This is a genomic window from Stenotrophomonas sp. 14P6.2.3 (genome assembly GCF_057799055.1).
In genome coordinates this window covers 1-18,411 of record NZ_JBYOLA010000002.1, presented here as the reverse complement: position 1 = coordinate 18,411, position 18,411 = coordinate 1, and the positions used below count along the sequence as shown (strand labels likewise).

The window sequence follows — 18,411 nt, the reverse complement described above, 5'->3', positions numbered from 1 at the left end:
ATCAATCAGCCCAGTGGACGCGCAGGCGCGCGCCGTCCAGGTTGATCGCGTTGAGGATCGGATACTGCTGAGGGTCGTTGCTGTCCAATGCCTGGCGCAGCACCTGCAGCTTCTGCTTGCCGCGCAGCAGCAGCAGACGCTGGCGGCACTGACCCAGCCCGCGCGGCGTCAGGGTGATGCGCAGCGGCCACTGGTTGGCACCGGGGCAGCCGGTGGCATCAAGCGCGGCATACGGCAGGGTGCTTTCGAGGGCGCGCTGCAGGTCGCGCGAGCCCGGGAACAGCGAGGCGGTATGGCCGTCATTGCCCATGCCCAATGCGACCAGGCTTGGCCGCTGGCTGTGCTGGGCCTGCAGGTTGGCGGTGTACACGCACTCCGGCAGCGGCTTGCCGATCCGCACCAGCGGATCGAAGTGCGCACCTTCGGCACGTGTAAGCAGGTTCTCGCGCACCAGCCACGCATTGCTGTCGCGATCCTGCGGCGACAACCAGCGCTCGTCGGCCAGGCTCACTTCAACGCGGTCCCAATGCACGTCCAGCTCGGCCAGCGCCTGGTACACCGGTGCCGGCGTGGTACCGCCGGACAACAGGATGCGTGCGCGGCCCAGCTCGTTGATGTCGTGGTTGATCGCCTGTGCCATTTCGGCAGCGACCGCTTCGATCCAGCCATCGGCATCGCCATGGTTGATGAACTCGATACGGTCGTCGTGGAAGGTGGGGCTCATGCGGCAACTCCTGGTGCGTCACGTTCGGCGTCGGCGGCATAGGCAGCGGCGCCCAGCAGTCCGGCGTGGGGATGCATCACGGCCAGCGACGGCACCCGCGCCATGATCGAAGAGAACCGGCCCTTGTGTTCGAAGCGCTGGCGGAAACCGGAGTGCTGCAATGAATCGAGCATCTTCGGAGTCAGCCCGCCGGTCAGGAACACGCCGTCCCAGGCGCCCTGGGTCAGCACCAGATCACCGGCAATGGCGCCGAACACCGCGCAGAACACATCCACGGTACGCATCGCCTGTGGATCGCCGTGCAGGGCGCGGGCGGTCACGTCCACCGGTTGCAGTTGGCCCGGGTCGATACCCGCCATCTCGCAGATTGCGCGATGGATGTTGACCAGGCCGGGGCCGCAGATCAGCCGCTCGTTGGAGACGCGCCCGAACTGCTCGGACAGGATCTCCAGGATGCGGATCTCTTCCGGCGTTCCCGGCGGGAAGCTGACATGGCCGCCTTCGGTTTCCAGCGGATAACAGCGGCCGTGGCGAAGGATCAGGCCGCCGACGCCGAGGCCGGTCCCCGGCCCGATCACTGCGTAGTTGCGCGGCTGGCCCGGCTTGCCCGGAACCCAGGCGGCACCGCCGACCTGGACCACGTCATCGGGCTGCAGCAGCGAGATCGCCATCGCCTGCGCGGCGAAGTCGTTGATCAGGTGCAGTTCGTTGAAACCCAGCATCGCGGCTGTGCGGCTGCGCGAGATCACCCACGGATGGTTGGTGATGCGTGCTTCGTCACCATCGACACGACCGGCGACTGCGAACACGCCACGGCTTGCGGTGGCACCGATCTGTTCCAGATGGTGGCGCGCGGCATCACCCAGCGACGGGAACTCCGCCACTGCGTACTCGCGGATGCTCTCTTTCAGCAGCGGGGCGTCCTGCGAGGTGTCGGCAAGGGCGAAGCGGGCGTTGGTGCCACCGATGTCGGCGACCAGCACCGGCTGCGAGCTGGCACTCATTCCGACGCTCCGCTATCCGGCGCATCCACGCCCTGCGGCAGGAAGTCGACCGCGTTGGCCGGGCCCCATTGGCCGGCCGGGTAGGGTTCCAGCGGCAGGTCGGCCGCCTTCCATGCATCGGCGACGCTGTCGATCCAGGCCCAGGCGGCGCGCACTTCGTCATCGCGCACGAACAGGGTGTGGTTGCCGTTGAAAGCGTCCAGGAACAGGCGTTCGTAGGCGATACGGCGATGCAGGCCAGTCGGCACCGACAGTTCCAGTTCCAGTGGCTGCAGTTCCAGCGCACCCCATTCCGGGCCGGCCAGGCTGCTCATCAGTCCCAGTTCGATGTTCTCCTGCGGCTGCAGCTGGAACACCAGGCGGTTCGGTGCGGCCTGCGCACGCTGCGGACGCTCGAACAACCAGTGCGTGACCGGCTTGAGGGTCACCACCACGCGGGTGGTGCGCTCGGGCAGGCGCTTGCCGGTGACCAGGTGGAACGGCACGCCGCTCCAGCGCCAGTTGTCGATGTGCGCGGTGACGCCGGCGAAGGTTTCCACATCGCTGCCTTCCGGTGGCTGGTAGGCCTGTGCGGGCTGGCCGTTGATGCTGCCGGCGGTGTAACGGCCACGCACGCTGTCACGCGCTGCGTGCTTGGCATCCAGCGGGCGCAGCGCACGCAGCACCTTGACCTTCTCGTCGCGGATGCGGTCGGCTTCCAGCGAAGCCGGCGGCTCCATCGCCACCATGCACAGCAGCTGCAGGATGTGGCTCTGCACCATGTCGCGCAGGGCGCCGGAGCGCGCGTAGTAGGCATCGCGGCCATCCACGCCTTCGCTTTCGGCGACCAGGATGTGCACCGATTCGATGTAGTTGCGGTTCCACACCGCTTCCAGCAGCGTGTTGCCGAAGCGCAGCGCGATCAGGTTCTGCACCGCCGCCTTGCCCAGGTAGTGGTCGAGGCGGAACACGCGGTCTTCGTCGATCCACTGGCCGATGGTGGTGATGATCTCTTCGGCGCTTTCGCTGTCGCTGCCGATCGGCTTTTCCAGCATCAGGCGCGCCGGTGCGGCCAGTGCGCCGCCCTTGGCCAGGCCTTCGCAGGTGGAAATGTACAGGCCCGGCGGGATCGCCAGGTAGCTCACGCAGCGGCGGTCGACCAGGTCGGATACCGCGGCGGCGACCGAGTCGACGTCGCGCAGGTCGACCGAGCGGTAGTCGATGCGACGCAGCAGGGAGGCGATGTCCTCCTGGCTGGCCATCGGCATCGCCTGCTGCAGTCGTGGCCGCAGGATGTCATGGAAGGCTTCGGTGTCGTGGCCTGACAGGGCCAGCGCACGGATGCGGAAATCCTCCGGCAGCAGGCCGTCGCCGAGCAGGCGCAGCAGCGAAGGGAACAGGTAGCGCTGGGCCAGATCACCTGTGGCACCAAACAGGAAGAGTGTGTCGTGCATCGCTCGAGTTTCAGATCCGGGTGACATCGTTGTCAATCGCTTCATGGCTGGGTTCGGGGGACATCCGCGCAACTGCCTGTCCGAGGCTGATCTGGATCGGCTTTCCGGGTTGCCGGAGCACCGTTCCAATCGAAACCACTACAGCGGCAACCCTTCGTTCGGTCGACGATGCAGGTCGGCGCGCACCGACTGTCGGATAGTGCCACGTGAAAACGTTTACATGGCAGAATGGGCAACTGTATTCGATTGCAGTGGTCGCCGTCATGCGGCGACCGCGCAATCATCACTGCCATCGGGAGGGCCGAGGCAGTCCCAAAAGACAGCCCGGCGTCGGGCGGACTGGATGAGTGAAATGGCAAAAGTGCAGTTGCAGGGTGTGCGCAAGGTCTACGACAACGGCCAGGTCGCGGTGAAGGACGCCACCTTCGAGGTCGCCGACGGCGAACTGATGGTGCTGGTCGGCCCGTCCGGGTGTGGCAAATCGACCCTGCTGCGGATGGTGGCGGGTTTGGAAGAGATCAGCGGCGGCACGCTGACCATCGGTGATCGCGTGGTCAACGACGTGGCGCCCAAAGATCGCGACATCGCGATGGTGTTCCAGAGTTACGCGCTGTACCCGCACATGACCGTGGCCGAGAACCTGGCCTTTGGCCTGAAGCTGCGCGGGCATGACAAGGCGACCATCGACAAGCGCATCAGCGAAGCCGCGCAGACGCTGGGCCTGACCGAGATGATGGACAAGCTGCCCAAGGCGATGTCCGGCGGCCAGCGCCAGCGTGTTGCACTGGGCCGTGCGCTGGTGCGTGAGCCGGCGGTGTTCCTGCTCGACGAGCCGCTGTCCAACCTTGACGCCAAGCTGCGCCACAGCGTGCGCACCGAGATCGCGCAGCTGCACCGCAAGCTGGGCACCACGATGATCTACGTGACCCACGATCAGGTCGAGGCGATGACCCTTGGCCAGCGCATCGTGGTGCTGAAGGACGGCATCATCCAGCAGATCGACACGCCCATGGCGCTGTACGACCGCCCGGCCAACCTGTTCGTGGCCGGCTTCCTCGGCAGCCCGGCGATGAACGTGCTACGCGGCACGCTGCAGGGCGACGCCGGTGGCGTGACCGTGGTTGATGGCGCGTGGCAGGCTCCGCTGGGGCAGGCGACGATCGATCCGGCGTGGCTGCAGAAGCCGATCGCGGTGGGCGTGCGTCCCGAACACCTGCAACCGGCAGACAGCGAAGACACCCATGCGTTCACCGCGCGCGTCGAAGGCATCGAGCCGGTCGGCAACGAGATCTTCGTCAACATGAGCAGCGGCCAGCACGCGCTGACCATGCGCGTTGCGCCGCAGTCGCTGCCGGGCGTGGGCGAGGACATCCGGGTGGCGATCCACCCGCAGGGCCTGCATTTCTTCAACCCGGAAACCGGCGAGCGCCTATAGTCCTGTAGAGCCGAGCCCACGCTCGGCTGCTTCATCGCAGTGCGGACCAACGGTCCGCACCCACCGGAACAGGGTCTCGGGCTCGGTAGATCCACGCCATGCGTGGATGACGTACCGGATCGGCGCCTCAGCGCGCCAAGCCGTCCAGCAGCGGCATCCGCCGCGCGGGCGCATCACCCACCTGCAGTTCGCTGTCGCCGGTCTCCAGCGGCAGCACCGCCAGCGCCAGGTCGCCGGCCACGCTGGCCAGGGTGCCGAGCGCGACGCCGTCCTGCTGTACGCCATCGCCGGCCTGCGCCGGTGCTGCGGTGTGCAGCAGCTGCACCGCGCGTTTGGCCTTGCCGAGGAAATGGGTGCGCGCGACGATTTCCTGTCCGGGGTAGCAGCCCTTCTTCACGCTGTAGCCGTTGAGGCGGTCCAGGCCCAGCTGCTGCGGGGTCCACACCTCGCGCTGGCTCGCTTCCAGTCGCGGCAGGCCAAAGCGCAGGTCGGCCTGGCGCCAGGCCAGAGCAAAGGCGGCGTCACCGGTTTCGTCGCTGGCCGGGAAGGCCTCGACCGGGCCGATGCGCAGCGTGCGGGGAAGTGCGTCGCTGCCCAGGTCCAGTTCCCAGCCGTGGCTGCCGGCCTGCGCGATGGCGGCGCCGGTGGCGGCTTCCGGCGCAGTAAAGGCCCCGGCCACTGCCAGGTCGGCATGCACCTGCAATTTCACTTTGCGGCGGAACACGAACCGCTGCAGTTGCGACGCAATCGCATCGGCATCGCCGTCGGCGAGCACCAGCAGCACATGGTCATCGGCCAGCCGCAGCAGCTGAAACACTGCCAGGGTGCGGCCTTTGGCGCTCAGCCACGCGCTCCATTGCCAGTGCAGCAGGGGCAGGGCGGTCACGTCGCTGCTGAACTGGGCATGGGCAAAAGCCACTGCATCCACGCCCTGCAGGCTCAGCAATTGATGGCCGGGCAGGCGCGGATATGCGACGAAAGCAGGGGGAAGGTTGTCAGGCACGTGAACGAGGTCTAAAATTTGTGCGTTGCGAGACCCATCATGATAGGCCAAACAACCCCCACTCCCGACGCCGAAGCTGAAGCCCCGCTGGTTCCCCCGGTCCCTGTGCCCGTGGAACAACCAGAGGTGGAAGAAGAATTCGGTGGCCGCGGCGGACTCGATCCGGTGCGGTATGGCGATTGGGAAAAAAACGGACGCTGCATCGATTTTTGATCAGCATTGAGCCAACGCGGCCTTATGCCGCCCAGCCGAGACAACGAGCCCAGCGAATGGCGACCAGACAACGTCCCCTTTCTCCGCACCTTCAGGTGTATCGCTGGCAGATTCAGATGGCCACCTCGATCCTGCATCGAGCCACTGGCGTCTTTCTGTCTGTTGGTGCCCTCATCATCGCCGGAGGCCTGTTGGCTCTGATGATGGGGCCCGAATCCTGGAACTGCTTCACCGGCCATGCCGGGGCCTGGTATGGCCGCGTGTTCCTGTTCGCGTGGACATGGTCGTTCGCCTATCACCTGTGCAATGGCATCCGCCATATCGTGCAGGACTTCGCGATCGGATTCCGCATTGCCACCTTCATCCGCAGCAGCTGGATGTCGGTGATCGGCAGCCTGCTGATCACCCTGGCGGTGTGGGCCTATGTGATGTTCGGAGGTGCCGCGTGAGCAAGTTCCGTACCCCGTTGAAGGGCGTGCGCGGTCTCGGTTCGGCCAAGACCGGCACCGAGCACTTCGTGCATCAGCGCCTGACCGCCGCCGCACTGGTGGTGCTGGGCATCTGGTTCCTGGTGTTCGTGCTGGGCCTGCTGGGCTCGGATTACGTGACCGCCACTGCCGCGATCGCCAAGCCGTGGAACGCCGTTCCGCTGATCGGCCTGCTGATCGCCATGTTCTGGCACGCCCAGCTCGGCCTGCAGGTCGTGCTGGAGGACTACATCCACGAATCGCTGCTGGCCCTGGTGCTGCAGACCGCGGTGAAGTTCGTCGCCGTGCTCGGCATGATCGTCAGTGTGTTTGCGGTGGGCCGCATCGCCCTCGGCGTTGCCTGAGCCCAGGCGCCAAGACAGGAATCCAGACTAGATGTCCGCTTACAAGATTACCGAACACAAGTACGACATGGTCGTGGTGGGCGCCGGCGGCGCCGGCCTGCGTGCCACGTTCGGCCTGGCCGCCAAGGGCCTGCAGACCGTGTGCCTGACCAAGGTCTTCCCGACCCGGTCGCACACCGTCGCCGCCCAGGGCGGTATCTCCGCTGCGCTCGGCAACATGGGCGAGGACGACTGGCGTTACCACTTCTTCGACACCATCAAGGGTTCGGACTGGCTGGGCGACCAGGACGCCATCGAGTACATGTGCCGTGAAGCGATTCCGGCGATCATCGAGCTCGAGCACTACGGCGTGCCGTTCAGCCGCACCGCCGAAGGCAAGATCTACCAGCGTCCGTTCGGTGGCATGACCACCCAGTACGGCGAAGGCCCGGCGGCGCAGCGTACCTGCGCGGCGGCCGACCGTACCGGCCACGCGATGCTGCACACGCTGTACCAGCAGTCGCTGAAGCACGACGCACGCTTCATGATCGAGTACTTCGCACTCGACCTGATCTTCGATGACGAAGGTGCCTGCCGCGGCGTGCTGGCGTTGGACATGTCCGACGGCACGCTGCACCTGTTCCGCGCCCAGGGCGTGGTGCTGGCCACCGGCGGCTACGGCCGTGCCTACTTCAGCGCCACCTCGGCGCACACCTGCACCGGCGACGGTGGCGGCCTGGCCATGCGCGCCGGCATCGCCATGCAGGACATGGAGTTCGTGCAGTTCCATCCGACCGGCATCTACGGCGCCGGCTGCCTGATCACCGAGGGTGTCCGCGGTGAAGGTGGCATCCTGCGCAACAGCAGCGGCGAGCGCTTCATGGAGCGCTACGCACCGCACTACAAGGATCTGGCGTCGCGTGACGTGGTCAGCCGTTCGATGACCATCGAAATCCGCGAAGGCCGCGGCGTCGGCGAGCACAAGGACCACATCCTGCTCGACCTGACCCACCTCGGCCCGGGCGTGATCGACGACAAGCTGCCGGGCATCGCCGAGAGCGCCCGCATCTTTGCTGGCGTCGACGTGCACAAGCAGCCGATCCCGGTGATCCCGACCGTGCACTACAACATGGGCGGCATTCCGACCAACTACCACGGCGAAGTGGTGCGCAAGGACGGCGAGAACCCCGATGCGGTCGTGCCGGGCCTGTACGCCATCGGCGAAGCGGCCTGCGTTTCGGTGCACGGTGCCAACCGCCTGGGCTCGAACTCGCTGCTGGATCTGGTGGTGTTCGGGCGTGCGGTGGCCAATCGTTGCGCTGCGACGATCACCCCGGGCGCGGCGCACAAGACCCTGCCGGCCGACGCCTGCGACAAGGCGCTGGGCCTGCTGGACAAGCTGCGCCACGCCAACGGCGATACGCCGACGTCGGTCATCCGCGATCGCATGCAGCGCACCATGCAGGCTGACGCGGCGGTCTTCCGTACCAGCCAGACGCTGAAGGAAGGCTGCGAGAAGATGGACAAGATCTTCGACTCGTTCCAGGACGTAAAGGTCTCCGACCGTTCGCTGGTCTGGAACTCGGACCTGATCGAGACCTACGAGCTGAACAACCTGCTGCTGAATGCGGTGGCGACGATCAACTCGGCCGAGCAGCGCAAGGAAAGCCGCGGCGCACACGCGCACGAGGACTTCCCGGACCGCGACGACGTCAATTGGCAGAAGCACACCCTGGTCAGCGTGGACGAGAAGGGCAAGTGCAGCTTCGACTACCGTCCGGTGCACATGTACACGTTGACTGATGACGTGTCCGTGGTGCCGCCGAAGCCGCGCGTGTACTGATCCGACCCCGCCTAACATGCAATCCGCGCCCTCGGGCGCGGGCCGCCTGAGCCAACGAGAGCAGCCATGGCCGAGTTTTCACTCCCCAAGAATTCCAAGATCACGAAGGGCAAGCACTTCCCCGCCAAGACCGGCGGCAAGAACGTGCGCACCTTCAAGATCTACCGCTGGAGTCCGGACGACGACAGCAATCCGCGCACCGATACCTATGATGTCGATCTGGACGCCTGCGGCCCGATGGTCCTGGACGCGCTGATCAAGATCAAGAACGAGATCGACCCGACCCTGACCTTCCGCCGCTCGTGCCGCGAAGGTATCTGTGGTTCGTGCGCGATGAACATCGACGGCACCAACACCCTGGCCTGCACCCGAGCCATCTCGGACTGCGGCAAGAAGGAAGTGCCGATCTACCCGCTGCCGCACATGAACGTGGTCAAGGATCTGGTTCCGGATCTGACCCACTTCTATGCGCAGTACGCCTCGATCAAGCCGTGGATCCGCACCCAGACCCCGGCACCGCCGGACCGTGAGCGCCTGCAGTCGCCGGAAGACCGCAAGAAGCTGGACGGTCTGTACGAGTGCATCCTGTGCGCGTGCTGCTCGACCAGCTGCCCGAGCTACTGGTGGAACGGCGAGCGTTACCTGGGCCCGGCGATCCTGCTGCAGGCCTACCGCTGGATCATCGATTCGCGCGACGAGGACACCGGTGCGCGCCTGGACGATCTGGAAGATCCGTTCAAGCTGTACCGCTGCCACACCATCATGAACTGCGCCCGGACCTGCCCGAAGGGCCTGAATCCGGCGCTGGCGATCGCCGAGATCAAGAAGCTGATGATGGAACGCCGCGCCTGATACGGCGCCGGGTAGCTGCATGACCCCAGTAGAGCCACGCCATGCGTGGCTTTGCTGTATCTGGAGAGACACGATGGAAGAAGATGTTCTGCTGAAGAAGCTGCGCTGGCGTTGCCGGCGCGGCATGCGCGAACTGGACCAGTTGTTCGGCCGCTACCTGGACCGCGAATGGGGCAGTGCGCCGACCGAAGAGCGCGAGGTTTTCCTGTTCCTGCTCGACTGCGAGGACGATAAGTTGTGGCGCTGGTTCATGGGCTACGAGGCCTGCCCACATGCGCACGCCGTGCCCCTCATGCACAAGATCCTCGCCCTCAAGCCTTGAGTGGCGTGCGTCGCGGCTGCAGGCCGGTGCTCAGCTGGCTGTACTGCTGGCCGCGCCGTGGCTGCTGCGCGCTTCGGATCTGCCGTCCACGCATCTGATTCCCGCGCTGATCGGGGTCTGGGTGCTTGGCCTCGCCGAACTGGCCTGGCGCCTGCGGCGGCCCCGCGTGGTGGTGCAGCTGCCGCCCGTGCCCGAGCCACTGCGCGTGGACGGCCACGACGTTCCCGCGCCGCAGCTGGTGGTGCGCGGGCCGTGGCTGCTGCTGCACTGGCGGGAGGGCTGGCACCGTCGACGGCTGTTGTTCTGGCCGGACGTGCTCGATCGCGGGCAGCGACGTGAACTGCGACTGGCCGTATCCGCACGCGGCGTTTCCCGTCAGCCCCGGTCGGTGGCACCATAGGCTGAATCGACTGGCGTGCCTGCATGTTCAAACCCATTCCCGTGGCCATTGGCCTGCGCTACCTGCGCGCCAAGCGCCGCAACGGCTTCATCTCTTTCATATCGATGGCATCGATCCTGGGCATCGCGCTCGGGGTGACGGTGCTGATCACCACGCTGGCGGTGATGAGCGGTTTCCAGAAGGAGATCCGCAGCCGCCTGCTGCAGATGACCGCACACACCACCATCAGCCGCGACGGCGAACCGATGCCGGACTGGATGCGCGTGGTCGATGTGGCCAGCAAGGATCCGCGCGTGGCCGGTGCTGCGCCGTATATCGAGATCCAGTCGATGATCAGCGGCCCGCGTGTGCAGGGTGCGATCATCCAGGGCATCGACCCGGCGCTGGAGCCGAAGGTGTCGGTGATCGACAAGAAGGTCACCAAGGGCAGCTACGGCAGCCTGACCCCGGGCAGCTTCAACCTGCTGCTGGGCAAGGAACTGGCCGTCTGGCTGGGCGTGGACGTCGGTGACCAGGTACTGGTGACCTTTGCGGAAGTGCAGGGCACGCCGGCCGGTGCGGTGCCACGGATGAAACGCTTCACCGTCAGTGGCATCTTCGAGGCCGGTTACAACGAAGTCGATCGCGGTGTGGGCTTTGCCAACATGAAAGACCTGGAGCGCGTACTGCGTTCCGATGGCGCCACCGGCGTCCGCCTGAAGCTGCATGACATGGACCGCTCGCTGGAGGTGGGCGTGGACCTGGCGCAGAACCTCGGCGGCGCGTATCGGGTCAGCGACTGGACCCAGCAGAACGCCAACCTGTATCACTCGCTGCGCATGGAAAAAGTGGTGATGGGCATCCTGCTCTCGCTGATCATCGCCATGGGCGCGTTCAACCTGGTGTCCTCGCAGGTGATGCTGGTGACCGACAAGCAGGCCGACATCGCGATCCTGCGCACCCTCGGCCTGACCCCGGGCGGGGTGATGCAGGTGTTCATGGTGCAGGGCTCGCTGATCGGCATCTTCGGCACCCTCGCAGGCCTGATCGGCGGCATCACCCTGACCTTGAACCTGGAGCGCATCCTCGGCGCGATCGAAGCGGTGTTCAAGATCAAGCTGCTGCCGGAGGATGTGTACTACATCACCGGCCTGCCTACCGACATGCAGACCAGCGACATCGTGGTGATCACCCTGATCGCGCTGTTGATGAGCTTCCTGGCCACTTTGTACCCCGCCTGGCGGGCAGCACGCACCCAGCCGGCGGAGGCCCTGCGCTATGAATAAGGTCTTCAACCGCGGCGATGAAGTGATCCGTGCCGAAGCGCTGGGCAAGACCTACGCTGAAGGGCGCATGCAGACCCCGGTGTTCGATGGCCTGGACCTGACGGTGACCGCAGGCGAGACGGTTGCGATCATCGGCGCCTCCGGTGCCGGCAAGAGCACGCTGTTGCACCTGCTGGGCGGGCTGGATACGCCGACCGCGGGCGAGGTCTATGTCACCGGCCAGCGCATGTCCGCGCTGTCGGACACCTCGCGCGGCCTACTGCGCAACCAGGCGCTGGGTTTCGTCTACCAGTTCCACCACCTGCTGCCGGAATTCACCGCGCTGGAAAACGTGATGATGCCGGTGATGCTGGCCGGTACCGCAGTGGCGGAGGCCAGCACGCGTGCGACTGCGCTGCTGGAATCGGTCGGCCTCGGCCATCGCCTGGATCACAAGCCCGGCGAATTGTCCGGTGGCGAACGCCAGCGTGCTGCAGTGGCGCGCGCGTTGGTCAATCACCCGGCCTGCGTGCTGGGTGACGAGCCGACCGGCAACCTGGATGACCGCACGGCGGCGACAGTGTTCGAGTTGATGCTCGAGCTGAACCGTGCCCGCCACACCAGCCTGGTGCTGGTCACCCATGACCGCTCGCTGGCGCGGCGCCTGGACCGGGTGCTGGAGCTGCGCGAAGGGCGCCTGCACGCGCTGGCCCACGCCGACGTCTGAGCGCCAACCAAGGTTGGCGACTACCGGATTCCGGCGCGGGACTTGCTTTGGTAGATGCCGGCCTTGGTCGGCTGCGGATGGCCCACGCAGGCCAAGCGCCAACCAAGGTTGGCGACTACCGGAGTCGATGCCGGCGCTGGTCGGCTGGTCCTGCAGGGCAGGCGCCAACCAAGGTTGCCAGCGACCTCGGACCGCCGACCAACGGCTGAACTGGGCCGCCGGCCGTCGCGCCGGCGCTGCCTGACTGGGCGCATGATGTGCACAGTTCGTCCGTGGAGATCGCCATGAAGACCCCGTTGTTGATCGCCGGGCTGTGCCTGGCCCTGGCTGGCTGTGCAACCACTGGCCGCTTGGGCAGTGCCGAGAAGCTGGAGCTGTATCGTGCCCACGCCGGCGCACCGCAGAGGGACATGCAGTTCTTCGGCAGCCTCAATGGCTGGACCGAACTGGGCGACAGCGCGCTGGCGGTCTGGACCAAGCCCAGCGAGGCCTACCTGCTGGAGCTGAGCGGGCCGTGCCCGGATCTGTCCTACGCGCCAGCGATCGGCTTGACCAGCCACATGGGCCGTGTCTCGGCACCGTTCGACAAGGTGCTGGTGCGCGACCCGACCAACGGCCCGCGCATGCCGTGCTTCATCAAGACCATCCGCAAGCTGGACGTGAAGTCGCTGCGGGCGGAGGAGAAGGAAATGCGCCAGGCACAGGTGCAGGAGCGCGAAGAATCCACGAAATAGGCCGGTAGCGCCGGGCCATGCCCGGCGGATGCGGAAACGCCGGGCATGGCCCGGCGCTACCTCCAGATCAGGCTTCCGGGGTGAAACCAGCAGGCTTCTCTGCGTCCTTCTCGAACAGGAACTTCACCAGTTCCGTTTCCAGCAATGCGCGATGCTCCGGCTTGCGCGGGGAGAGGCGGTTCTCGTTGATCAGCATGGTCTGGTGTGCCAGCCATGCGGTCCACGCCGGCTTGCCGATGTGGTTGAACACGCGCTGGCCCAGATCGCCCGGGTAAGGCACGAAGTCCAGGCCCTCGGCATCGCGTTGTTCGTACTGGCAGAAGACGGTTCGGGGCATGGCACTCACTCGTGGTTGCGGGATTTTGCGGAGGTTCGCTTCGGGGCCTTGATGGGCGTGCCATCAAGCAGTTTTCGGATAGGGGCTGGCAAGCCCAGTGCAGACAGTTCGGCGGCGCCGACCCAGCGCAGCGTGGGTTCTTCCACGCGCAGGCCGTGCACCTGCCGCGACAATACCTGCAGATGCAGCTTGTAGTGGCTGAAGGTGTGCTGCAGCACCGGTAGTTCCTCGGCATCTTCCAGTGAACCATCGACGTGCACGTCGAACCAGTCCTGCAGCTCGCTGCCCGCATCTGCCTGCGGAAGCGTCCACAGCTGCGCCCAGATGCCGGTATCCGGCCGCTTCTGCAGCAGCACGCGCTGCTGCTTGTCGCGCAGCAGCAGGGCCACCGCCTCGCGTTCGGGCAGCACCTTGCTCGGCTTTGCTGTTGGCAGCTCGGCCGTGCGGCCTTCGCGACGGGCCACGCAATCGGCCTGCAGCGGGCAGATCACGCAGGCCGGTCTGGACCGGCTGCAGACCGTCGCACCGAGGTCCATCTGCGCCTGGGTGTAGTCCGCCATGCGCCCGGCCGGTACCTGGGCGACCTGCGCTTCTGCGATGGCCCACAGCTGCTTTTCGATGGCGGGCAGGCCGGGGAAGCCTTCGACGCCGTGATAGCGGCTGAGCACGCGCTTGACGTTGCCGTCGAGGATCGCGAACGGGTCGTTCCAGGCCTGGCTGAGGATCGCGCTGGCGGTGCTGCGGCCGATGCCGGGGAGGTTGTGCAGGGCATCGAAATCACGCGGCAGGTCGCCCCCGTGTTCGCTCACGCAGCGCTTGGCGGCCGCATGCAGATTGCGCGCACGGGCGTAGTAACCCAGCCCGGCCCACTGCGCCATCACCGCGTCGTTGCTGGCGGCGGCAAGGTCGGGCAGGGTGGGGAAGTGCTGCAGGAAACGGTGGAAGTACGGAATGACCGTTGCCACCTGGGTCTGCTGCAGCATGATCTCGGACAACCAGACCCGATACGGGCTGCGCGGATGCTGCCAGGGCAGATCGTGGCGGCCGTGGTCGTCGAACCAGTGCAGCAGGCGGGCGACGAAGCCGTGCTCAGGAGCGGGCGTGGCGCTGGCGTTCGGCTGGCGGGGCATCGGTACTCCAGGAGGCAGCCACCCATGGGGTGGCTCTACTACGGCAGCGGCCGGTCACCCAGTAGAGCCACGCCATGCGTGGCTGCACGGTGTGTCAGGCACCCAGCGCTTCGGGCAACAGGGCGTCGACGAAAGCTTCCGGATCGAACACGCGCAGATCTTCCGGGCGCTCGCCGATGCCGGCGAAACGGATCGGAATGCCGAACTCACGGGCCAGCGCGAACACCACGCCGCCCTTTGCGGTGCCGTCCAGCTTGGTCACCACCAGGCCGGTCACCTTGACCGCGGCATTGAACTGGCGCAGCTGCGAAAGCGCGTTCTGGCCAGTGGTACCGTCGATCACCATCAGCACTTCGTGCGGCGCGTTCTCATCGATCTTGCCGAGCACGCGGCGGATCTTGCCCAGCTCGTTCATCAGCCCGGACTGGGTGTGCAGGCGGCCGGCGGTATCGGCGATCAGTACCGACGTGCCACGGGCCTTGCCGGCCTGCAACGCGTCGTAGGCGACCGAGGCGGCATCGGCGTTCTGCCCCTGCGCGACCACCGCCACGCCGTTGCGCTCGCCCCAGATCTGCAGCTGGGTCACGGCGGCAGCACGGAAGGTATCACCAGCGGCCAGCATCAGGCTGTGGCCCTCGTCCTTGAAGCGCTTGGCCAGCTTGCCGATGGTGGTGGTCTTGCCGACGCCGTTGACGCCGACGGTCAGCACCACGAAGGGCTTGGCGTTGCGGTCGATGACCAGCGGCTTTGACACCGGCTGCAGGATCGCGATGAGGTCAGCGCGCAGTGCCGCCAGCAGGGCATTGGCATCGATGAACTCGCGCGCCTTCATGCGCTTGCGCAGGTCGGCGATCAGGTCGGTGGTGGCGGCAACGCCGACGTCGGCGGTCAGCAGCGCGGTCTCGATCTCGTCCAGCAGGTCGTCATCGAGCTTGGGATTGCGCGAGAACAGGCCGCCGAAGCTGCGGGCGAAAGCGCTGTTGCGCAGGCGTTCGCGCCAGCCGGGCTTGCCGGCCGGTGCGGCCGGTGCATCGACCAGCACCGGCAGGTCGGCGGCGGGGGCGGCCGGTTCCTGCGCGGGGATGACCGGGGCCAGCGGAGCGAGGACCGCAGCGGCGGCGGCCGCTTCGGCGGCGAAGTTCTCCGGTGCCAGCACGCGGTCCGGCAGGGCTTCGGCACTGGTTTCCTGCGGCGCTTCCAGCGTTGCCTGCGGGGGCGGCGCTGCTGACGTTGCGGGCGCGACGACTTCGGGCGTGACGGTTGGAACCGGCGCTTCCGCCACGGGCGGGGCTACCGGTGCGGCCGGGGCCTGCTCGGGCGGCGCGGCCGACGGGAATGCCGCCGCCAGCTCTTCAGCCGAGTAGTGCTGGGTCTTGGGCGCGTCCGGTGTGGCGGCGTCCTGGGGCTTCTTGCGGCGGAAAAAACTGAGCATTGGCAAAAGGCGCTGAAATCAGAGGGATATGCTACCACCCGGGCCTGTCTGGCCGGCGTGGACTCAAGGTCGCAGCCGCGCGGCCGTTAACCGGTGCGGAAGGCTGCGTTGGGTGGCCTGGGAGACCCCCGATGAACGATGTGACCGGTATTGCCCTCAGCGGGATGCGTTCGGCCCAGCGGGGCGTGCAGGTGGCCGCGCACAACGTGGCCAACCTGGCGACCGCGGATGCACCGCGCCTGCAACTGCAGCGCGAAGCCGCAGCGCAGGGCGGGGTGGACTCCCGCGTGATCTCCACTGGTGACACCGACCCGACCACGCCACTGGGCGACCTGTTGGCCGCCAAGGCCGAGGTGGTGGCCTTTGCTGCCAACGCTGCGGTGATCCGCCGCGAGGACCAGATGCTGGGCTCGCTGCTGGATCGACAGGCCTGATCCGACCGGCTCTGGGCGTGCCGGTGGCCGGCCTTGTAACCGCGGCCTGTTTCTGCGGAATACCAACCTCGCCGTGCTTCGGGGGACAACCGCGATCCGCTCTGGTAGGTGCCAACCTTGGTTGGCACGCTTTTGCAGTCGAACCAAACGCCAACCAAGGTTGGCACCTACCAGTGCAGCGACAGCGCCAACCAAGGTTGGCCTCTACCGGGGCAATGGCGGTGCCAACCGGGCTGGGCGATACCGGCATCGATCAGGCCGACAGCTCCAGCAGCAGCTTGTTCAGACGGGCCACGTAAGCACCCGGATCCTTCAGGCTGTCGCCGGCGGCCAGTGCAGCCTGGTCGAACAGCACCCGGCCCAGGTCGTCGAAACGTGCGCCATCGGCTTCGGCATCCAGCTTGGCGATCAGCGGGTGACCCGGGTTGATCTCCAGTACCGGCTTGCTGTCGGGCACCTTCTGGCCGCTGGCTTCCAGGATCTGGCGCATCTGCAGGCCCAGGTCCTGTTCGCCGATGGCCAGCACCGCCGGCGAATCGGTCAGGCGGTGTGACACGCGCACTTCGGCCACGTCATCGCCGAGCACGTTCTTCAGGCGCTCGACCAGGCCCTGCTTGTCCTTCGCTGCTGCTTCCTGTTCCTGCTTGTCCGCTTCGCTTTCCAGCGCGCCCAGATCCAGATCGCCACGGGCGATGTCGACGAAGCCCTTGCTGTCGAAATCGGTCAGGTAGCCCATCAACCACTCGTCGATGCGGTCGGTCAGCAACAGGACTTCGATGCCCTTCTTGCGGAACACTTCCAGGTGCGGACTGTTGCGCACCTGGCTGTAGCTCTCGCCGGTCAGGTAATAGATCTTGTCCTGGCCTTCGGCCATGCGGCCGATGTAGTCGGCCAGTGACACGGTCTGTGCATCGGCCTCGCCACGAGTGGAAGCGAAGCGCAGCAGGCCGGCGACCTTTTCGCGGTTGTTGTAGTCCTCGGCCGGGCCTTCCTTCAGCACCTGGCCGAATTCCTTCCAGAACGTGGCGTACTGCTCGGGCTTGTCGTTGGACAGCTTCTCCAGCATGTCCAGCGAACGCTTGGTCAGCGCGGCCTTCATCGAATCGATGACCGGGCCGGATTGCAGGATTTCGCGCGAGACATTCAGCGACAGGTCGTTGGAATCGACCACGCCCTTGATGAAGCGCAGGTACAGCGGCAGGAACTGCTCGGCCTGGTCCATCACGAACACGCGCTGCACGTAAAGCTTCAGGCCCTTGGGTGCATCGCGGTGGTACAGGTCGAACGGCGCGCGGCCCGGTACGTACAGCAGCGAGGTGTACTCCAGCTTGCCTTCGACCTTGTTGTGGCTCCAGGCCAGCGGATCGCTGTGATCGTGGGCGACGTGCTTGTAGAACTCGGTGTACTCGGCATCGCTGATTTCGGTGCGCGGGCGGGTCCACAGCGCGCTGGCGCGGTTGACGGTCTCCCATTCGACGGCAGCACCTTCTTCGCCGCCTTCCTTGGGCATCTGGATCGGCAGGCCGATGTGGTCGGAGTACTTCTTGAGGATGCTGCGCAGGCGCCAGCCTTCAGCGAAGTCGTGCTCGCCATCCTTCAGGTGCAGCACGATGCGGGTGCCGCGCTCGGCCTTGTCGATGGTGGCAACGTCGAAATCGCCTTCGCCACGCGAGGTCCAGCGCACGCCTTCATTGGCGGCCAGGCCGGCGCGACGCGAGGTGACTTCGACCTCATCGGCGACGATGAAGGCGCTGTAGAAGCCTACGCCGAACTGGCCGATCAGCTGCGAATCCTTCTTCTGGTCGCCGGACAGCTGGTGCAGGAAGTCGCCGGTGCCGGACTTGGCGATGGTGCCGAGGTGGGTGATGGCATCGGCGCGGCTCATGCCGATGCCGTTGTCTTCGATGGTGATGGTGTGGGCGGCCGGATCGAAACTGACGCGCACGCGCAGTTCGCTGTCGCCTTCCAGCAGCTCGGGCTGGGTCAGGGCTTCGAAGCGCAGCTTGTCGGCGGCGTCGGCGGCATTGGAGACCAGCTCGCGGAGGAAGATCTCCTTGTTGGAGTACAGCGAGTGGATCATCAGCTGCAGCAGCTGCTTGACTTCGGTCTGGAAGCCAAGGGTTTCGGTCTGGATCGTCTCGGACATCGGTTAGGGCTCCATGTGCAATGCCGCGCAAGCGCGTGCGGCCTCGCCAAGGGGTAAGGGTGATTGTCCCGAAATCAAGGGGTTGTTCTGGCAGGGCGGCGCCCTGCACCCGCAGAGGCCAGGGCAACAGCAACAGCGGGCATTCCGTGGGATGGCGGGGCGGTGTGGGTGGGCAGGACACGCCGTA

General features: G+C 66.2%; 20 protein-coding genes. 12 read left to right on the top strand and 8 right to left on the bottom strand.

Going from position 1 to position 18,411, the window contains the following annotated elements; translation table 11 throughout:
• Position 1 precedes the first annotated feature (1 nt).
• From pgl to zwf, 3 genes are read right to left on the bottom strand one after another with little or no spacing between them, the layout of a single operon-like run.
• Positions 2-724, bottom strand: a complete 723-nt coding sequence (gene pgl, locus AC27VL_RS01800) for a 6-phosphogluconolactonase (RefSeq protein ID WP_191078112.1) — start codon at positions 722-724, stop codon at positions 2-4.
• Positions 721-1,728 (bottom strand): glucokinase, encoded by a 1,008-nt coding sequence (glk, locus tag AC27VL_RS01795; RefSeq protein ID WP_025878808.1) that lies wholly within the window; start codon positions 1,726-1,728, stop codon positions 721-723. Before glk ends, pgl begins: the two co-directional genes overlap by 4 nt.
• Positions 1,725-3,161, bottom strand: a complete 1,437-nt coding sequence (zwf, locus tag AC27VL_RS01790) for a glucose-6-phosphate dehydrogenase (protein WP_089240355.1) — start codon at positions 3,159-3,161, stop codon at positions 1,725-1,727. The genes glk and zwf overlap by 4 nt, the downstream gene beginning before the upstream one ends.
• Before the next feature lie 352 nt (positions 3,162-3,513).
• Between zwf and AC27VL_RS01785 the strand changes: the two genes are divergently transcribed.
• Positions 3,514-4,596, top strand: coding sequence for an ABC transporter ATP-binding protein (locus AC27VL_RS01785; protein WP_191078111.1), 1,083 nt, complete (start codon positions 3,514-3,516; stop codon positions 4,594-4,596).
• 127 nt (positions 4,597-4,723) lie between these two features.
• Here the strand turns inward: AC27VL_RS01785 and ygfZ are convergent, their stop codons facing one another.
• On the bottom strand, positions 4,724-5,599 hold the full coding sequence (gene ygfZ, locus AC27VL_RS01780) for a CAF17-like 4Fe-4S cluster assembly/insertion protein YgfZ (protein WP_191078110.1): 876 nt from the start codon (positions 5,597-5,599) through the stop codon (positions 4,724-4,726).
• A gap of 39 nt (positions 5,600-5,638) precedes the next feature.
• On the opposite strand from ygfZ, the gene AC27VL_RS01775 reads away from it, so the two are divergent.
• The 10 genes from AC27VL_RS01775 (at position 5,639) to AC27VL_RS01730 (ending at position 12,745) form a co-directional block, all read left to right on the top strand.
• Entirely contained in the window at positions 5,639-5,812 is a 174-nt protein-coding gene (locus tag AC27VL_RS01775; RefSeq protein ID WP_080149151.1) for a DUF1674 domain-containing protein, read from the top strand.
• Positions 5,813-5,868: 56 nt separating this feature from the next.
• Positions 5,869-6,261 (top strand): succinate dehydrogenase, cytochrome b556 subunit, encoded by a 393-nt coding sequence (sdhC, locus tag AC27VL_RS01770; RefSeq protein WP_089240360.1) that lies wholly within the window; start codon positions 5,869-5,871, stop codon positions 6,259-6,261.
• A complete protein-coding gene (sdhD, locus tag AC27VL_RS01765; protein WP_025878813.1) occupies positions 6,258-6,644 on the top strand; it encodes a succinate dehydrogenase, hydrophobic membrane anchor protein in 387 nt (128 codons plus the stop codon). The genes sdhC and sdhD overlap by 4 nt, the downstream gene beginning before the upstream one ends.
• A 31-nt stretch (positions 6,645-6,675) precedes the next feature.
• Positions 6,676-8,466: a succinate dehydrogenase flavoprotein subunit gene (gene sdhA / locus AC27VL_RS01760; protein ID WP_025878814.1), complete on the top strand. Its 1,791-nt coding sequence runs from the start codon at positions 6,676-6,678 to the stop codon at positions 8,464-8,466.
• Between the two features lie 66 nt (positions 8,467-8,532).
• Complete coding sequence (locus tag AC27VL_RS01755; protein WP_025878815.1) at positions 8,533-9,318, top strand: succinate dehydrogenase iron-sulfur subunit; 786 nt, start codon at positions 8,533-8,535, stop codon at positions 9,316-9,318.
• A gap of 73 nt (positions 9,319-9,391) precedes the next feature.
• Positions 9,392-9,640: an FAD assembly factor SdhE gene (locus AC27VL_RS01750; RefSeq protein ID WP_108267043.1), complete on the top strand. Its 249-nt coding sequence runs from the start codon at positions 9,392-9,394 to the stop codon at positions 9,638-9,640.
• Positions 9,591-10,040 (top strand): hypothetical protein, encoded by a 450-nt coding sequence (locus tag AC27VL_RS01745; protein ID WP_191078109.1) that lies wholly within the window; start codon positions 9,591-9,593, stop codon positions 10,038-10,040. Before AC27VL_RS01750 ends, AC27VL_RS01745 begins: the two co-directional genes overlap by 50 nt.
• A 23-nt stretch (positions 10,041-10,063) precedes the next feature.
• Positions 10,064-11,305 (top strand): lipoprotein-releasing ABC transporter permease subunit, encoded by a 1,242-nt coding sequence (locus AC27VL_RS01740; protein WP_100464876.1) that lies wholly within the window; start codon positions 10,064-10,066, stop codon positions 11,303-11,305.
• Complete coding sequence (lolD, locus tag AC27VL_RS01735; protein WP_089240372.1) at positions 11,298-12,011, top strand: lipoprotein-releasing ABC transporter ATP-binding protein LolD; 714 nt, start codon at positions 11,298-11,300, stop codon at positions 12,009-12,011. The genes AC27VL_RS01740 and lolD overlap by 8 nt, the downstream gene beginning before the upstream one ends.
• A 284-nt stretch (positions 12,012-12,295) precedes the next feature.
• Positions 12,296-12,745, top strand: coding sequence for a DUF6491 family protein (locus AC27VL_RS01730; protein WP_488765406.1), 450 nt, complete (start codon positions 12,296-12,298; stop codon positions 12,743-12,745).
• Positions 12,746-12,812: 67 nt separating this feature from the next.
• On the opposite strand, the gene AC27VL_RS01725 is transcribed toward AC27VL_RS01730, so the two are convergent.
• The 3 genes from AC27VL_RS01725 to ftsY all read right to left on the bottom strand — a co-directional run bounded on the left by AC27VL_RS01725 (position 12,813) and on the right by ftsY (position 15,644).
• Positions 12,813-13,082 (bottom strand): oxidative damage protection protein, encoded by a 270-nt coding sequence (locus AC27VL_RS01725; protein WP_236512232.1) that lies wholly within the window; start codon positions 13,080-13,082, stop codon positions 12,813-12,815.
• Between the two features lie 5 nt (positions 13,083-13,087).
• Positions 13,088-14,212, bottom strand: a complete 1,125-nt coding sequence (gene mutY / locus AC27VL_RS01720; RefSeq protein ID WP_100552188.1) for an A/G-specific adenine glycosylase — start codon at positions 14,210-14,212, stop codon at positions 13,088-13,090.
• A 94-nt stretch (positions 14,213-14,306) separates the two neighbouring features.
• Positions 14,307-15,644 carry a signal recognition particle-docking protein FtsY gene (ftsY, locus tag AC27VL_RS01715; RefSeq protein WP_488765404.1) on the bottom strand — a complete coding sequence of 446 codons (1,338 nt, stop codon included), beginning with the start codon at positions 15,642-15,644 and terminating at the stop codon, positions 14,307-14,309.
• Between the two features lie 131 nt (positions 15,645-15,775).
• Between ftsY and AC27VL_RS01710 the strand changes: the two genes are divergently transcribed.
• The gene (locus AC27VL_RS01710) at positions 15,776-16,078 is read left to right on the top strand and encodes a hypothetical protein (protein WP_191078105.1); all 303 of its coding nucleotides are present in this window, start codon (positions 15,776-15,778) and stop codon (positions 16,076-16,078) included.
• A gap of 253 nt (positions 16,079-16,331) precedes the next feature.
• Here the strand turns inward: AC27VL_RS01710 and htpG are convergent, their stop codons facing one another.
• On the bottom strand, positions 16,332-18,224 hold the full coding sequence (gene htpG / locus AC27VL_RS01705; protein WP_488765403.1) for a molecular chaperone HtpG: 1,893 nt from the start codon (positions 18,222-18,224) through the stop codon (positions 16,332-16,334).
• Positions 18,225-18,411 lie beyond the last annotated feature (187 nt).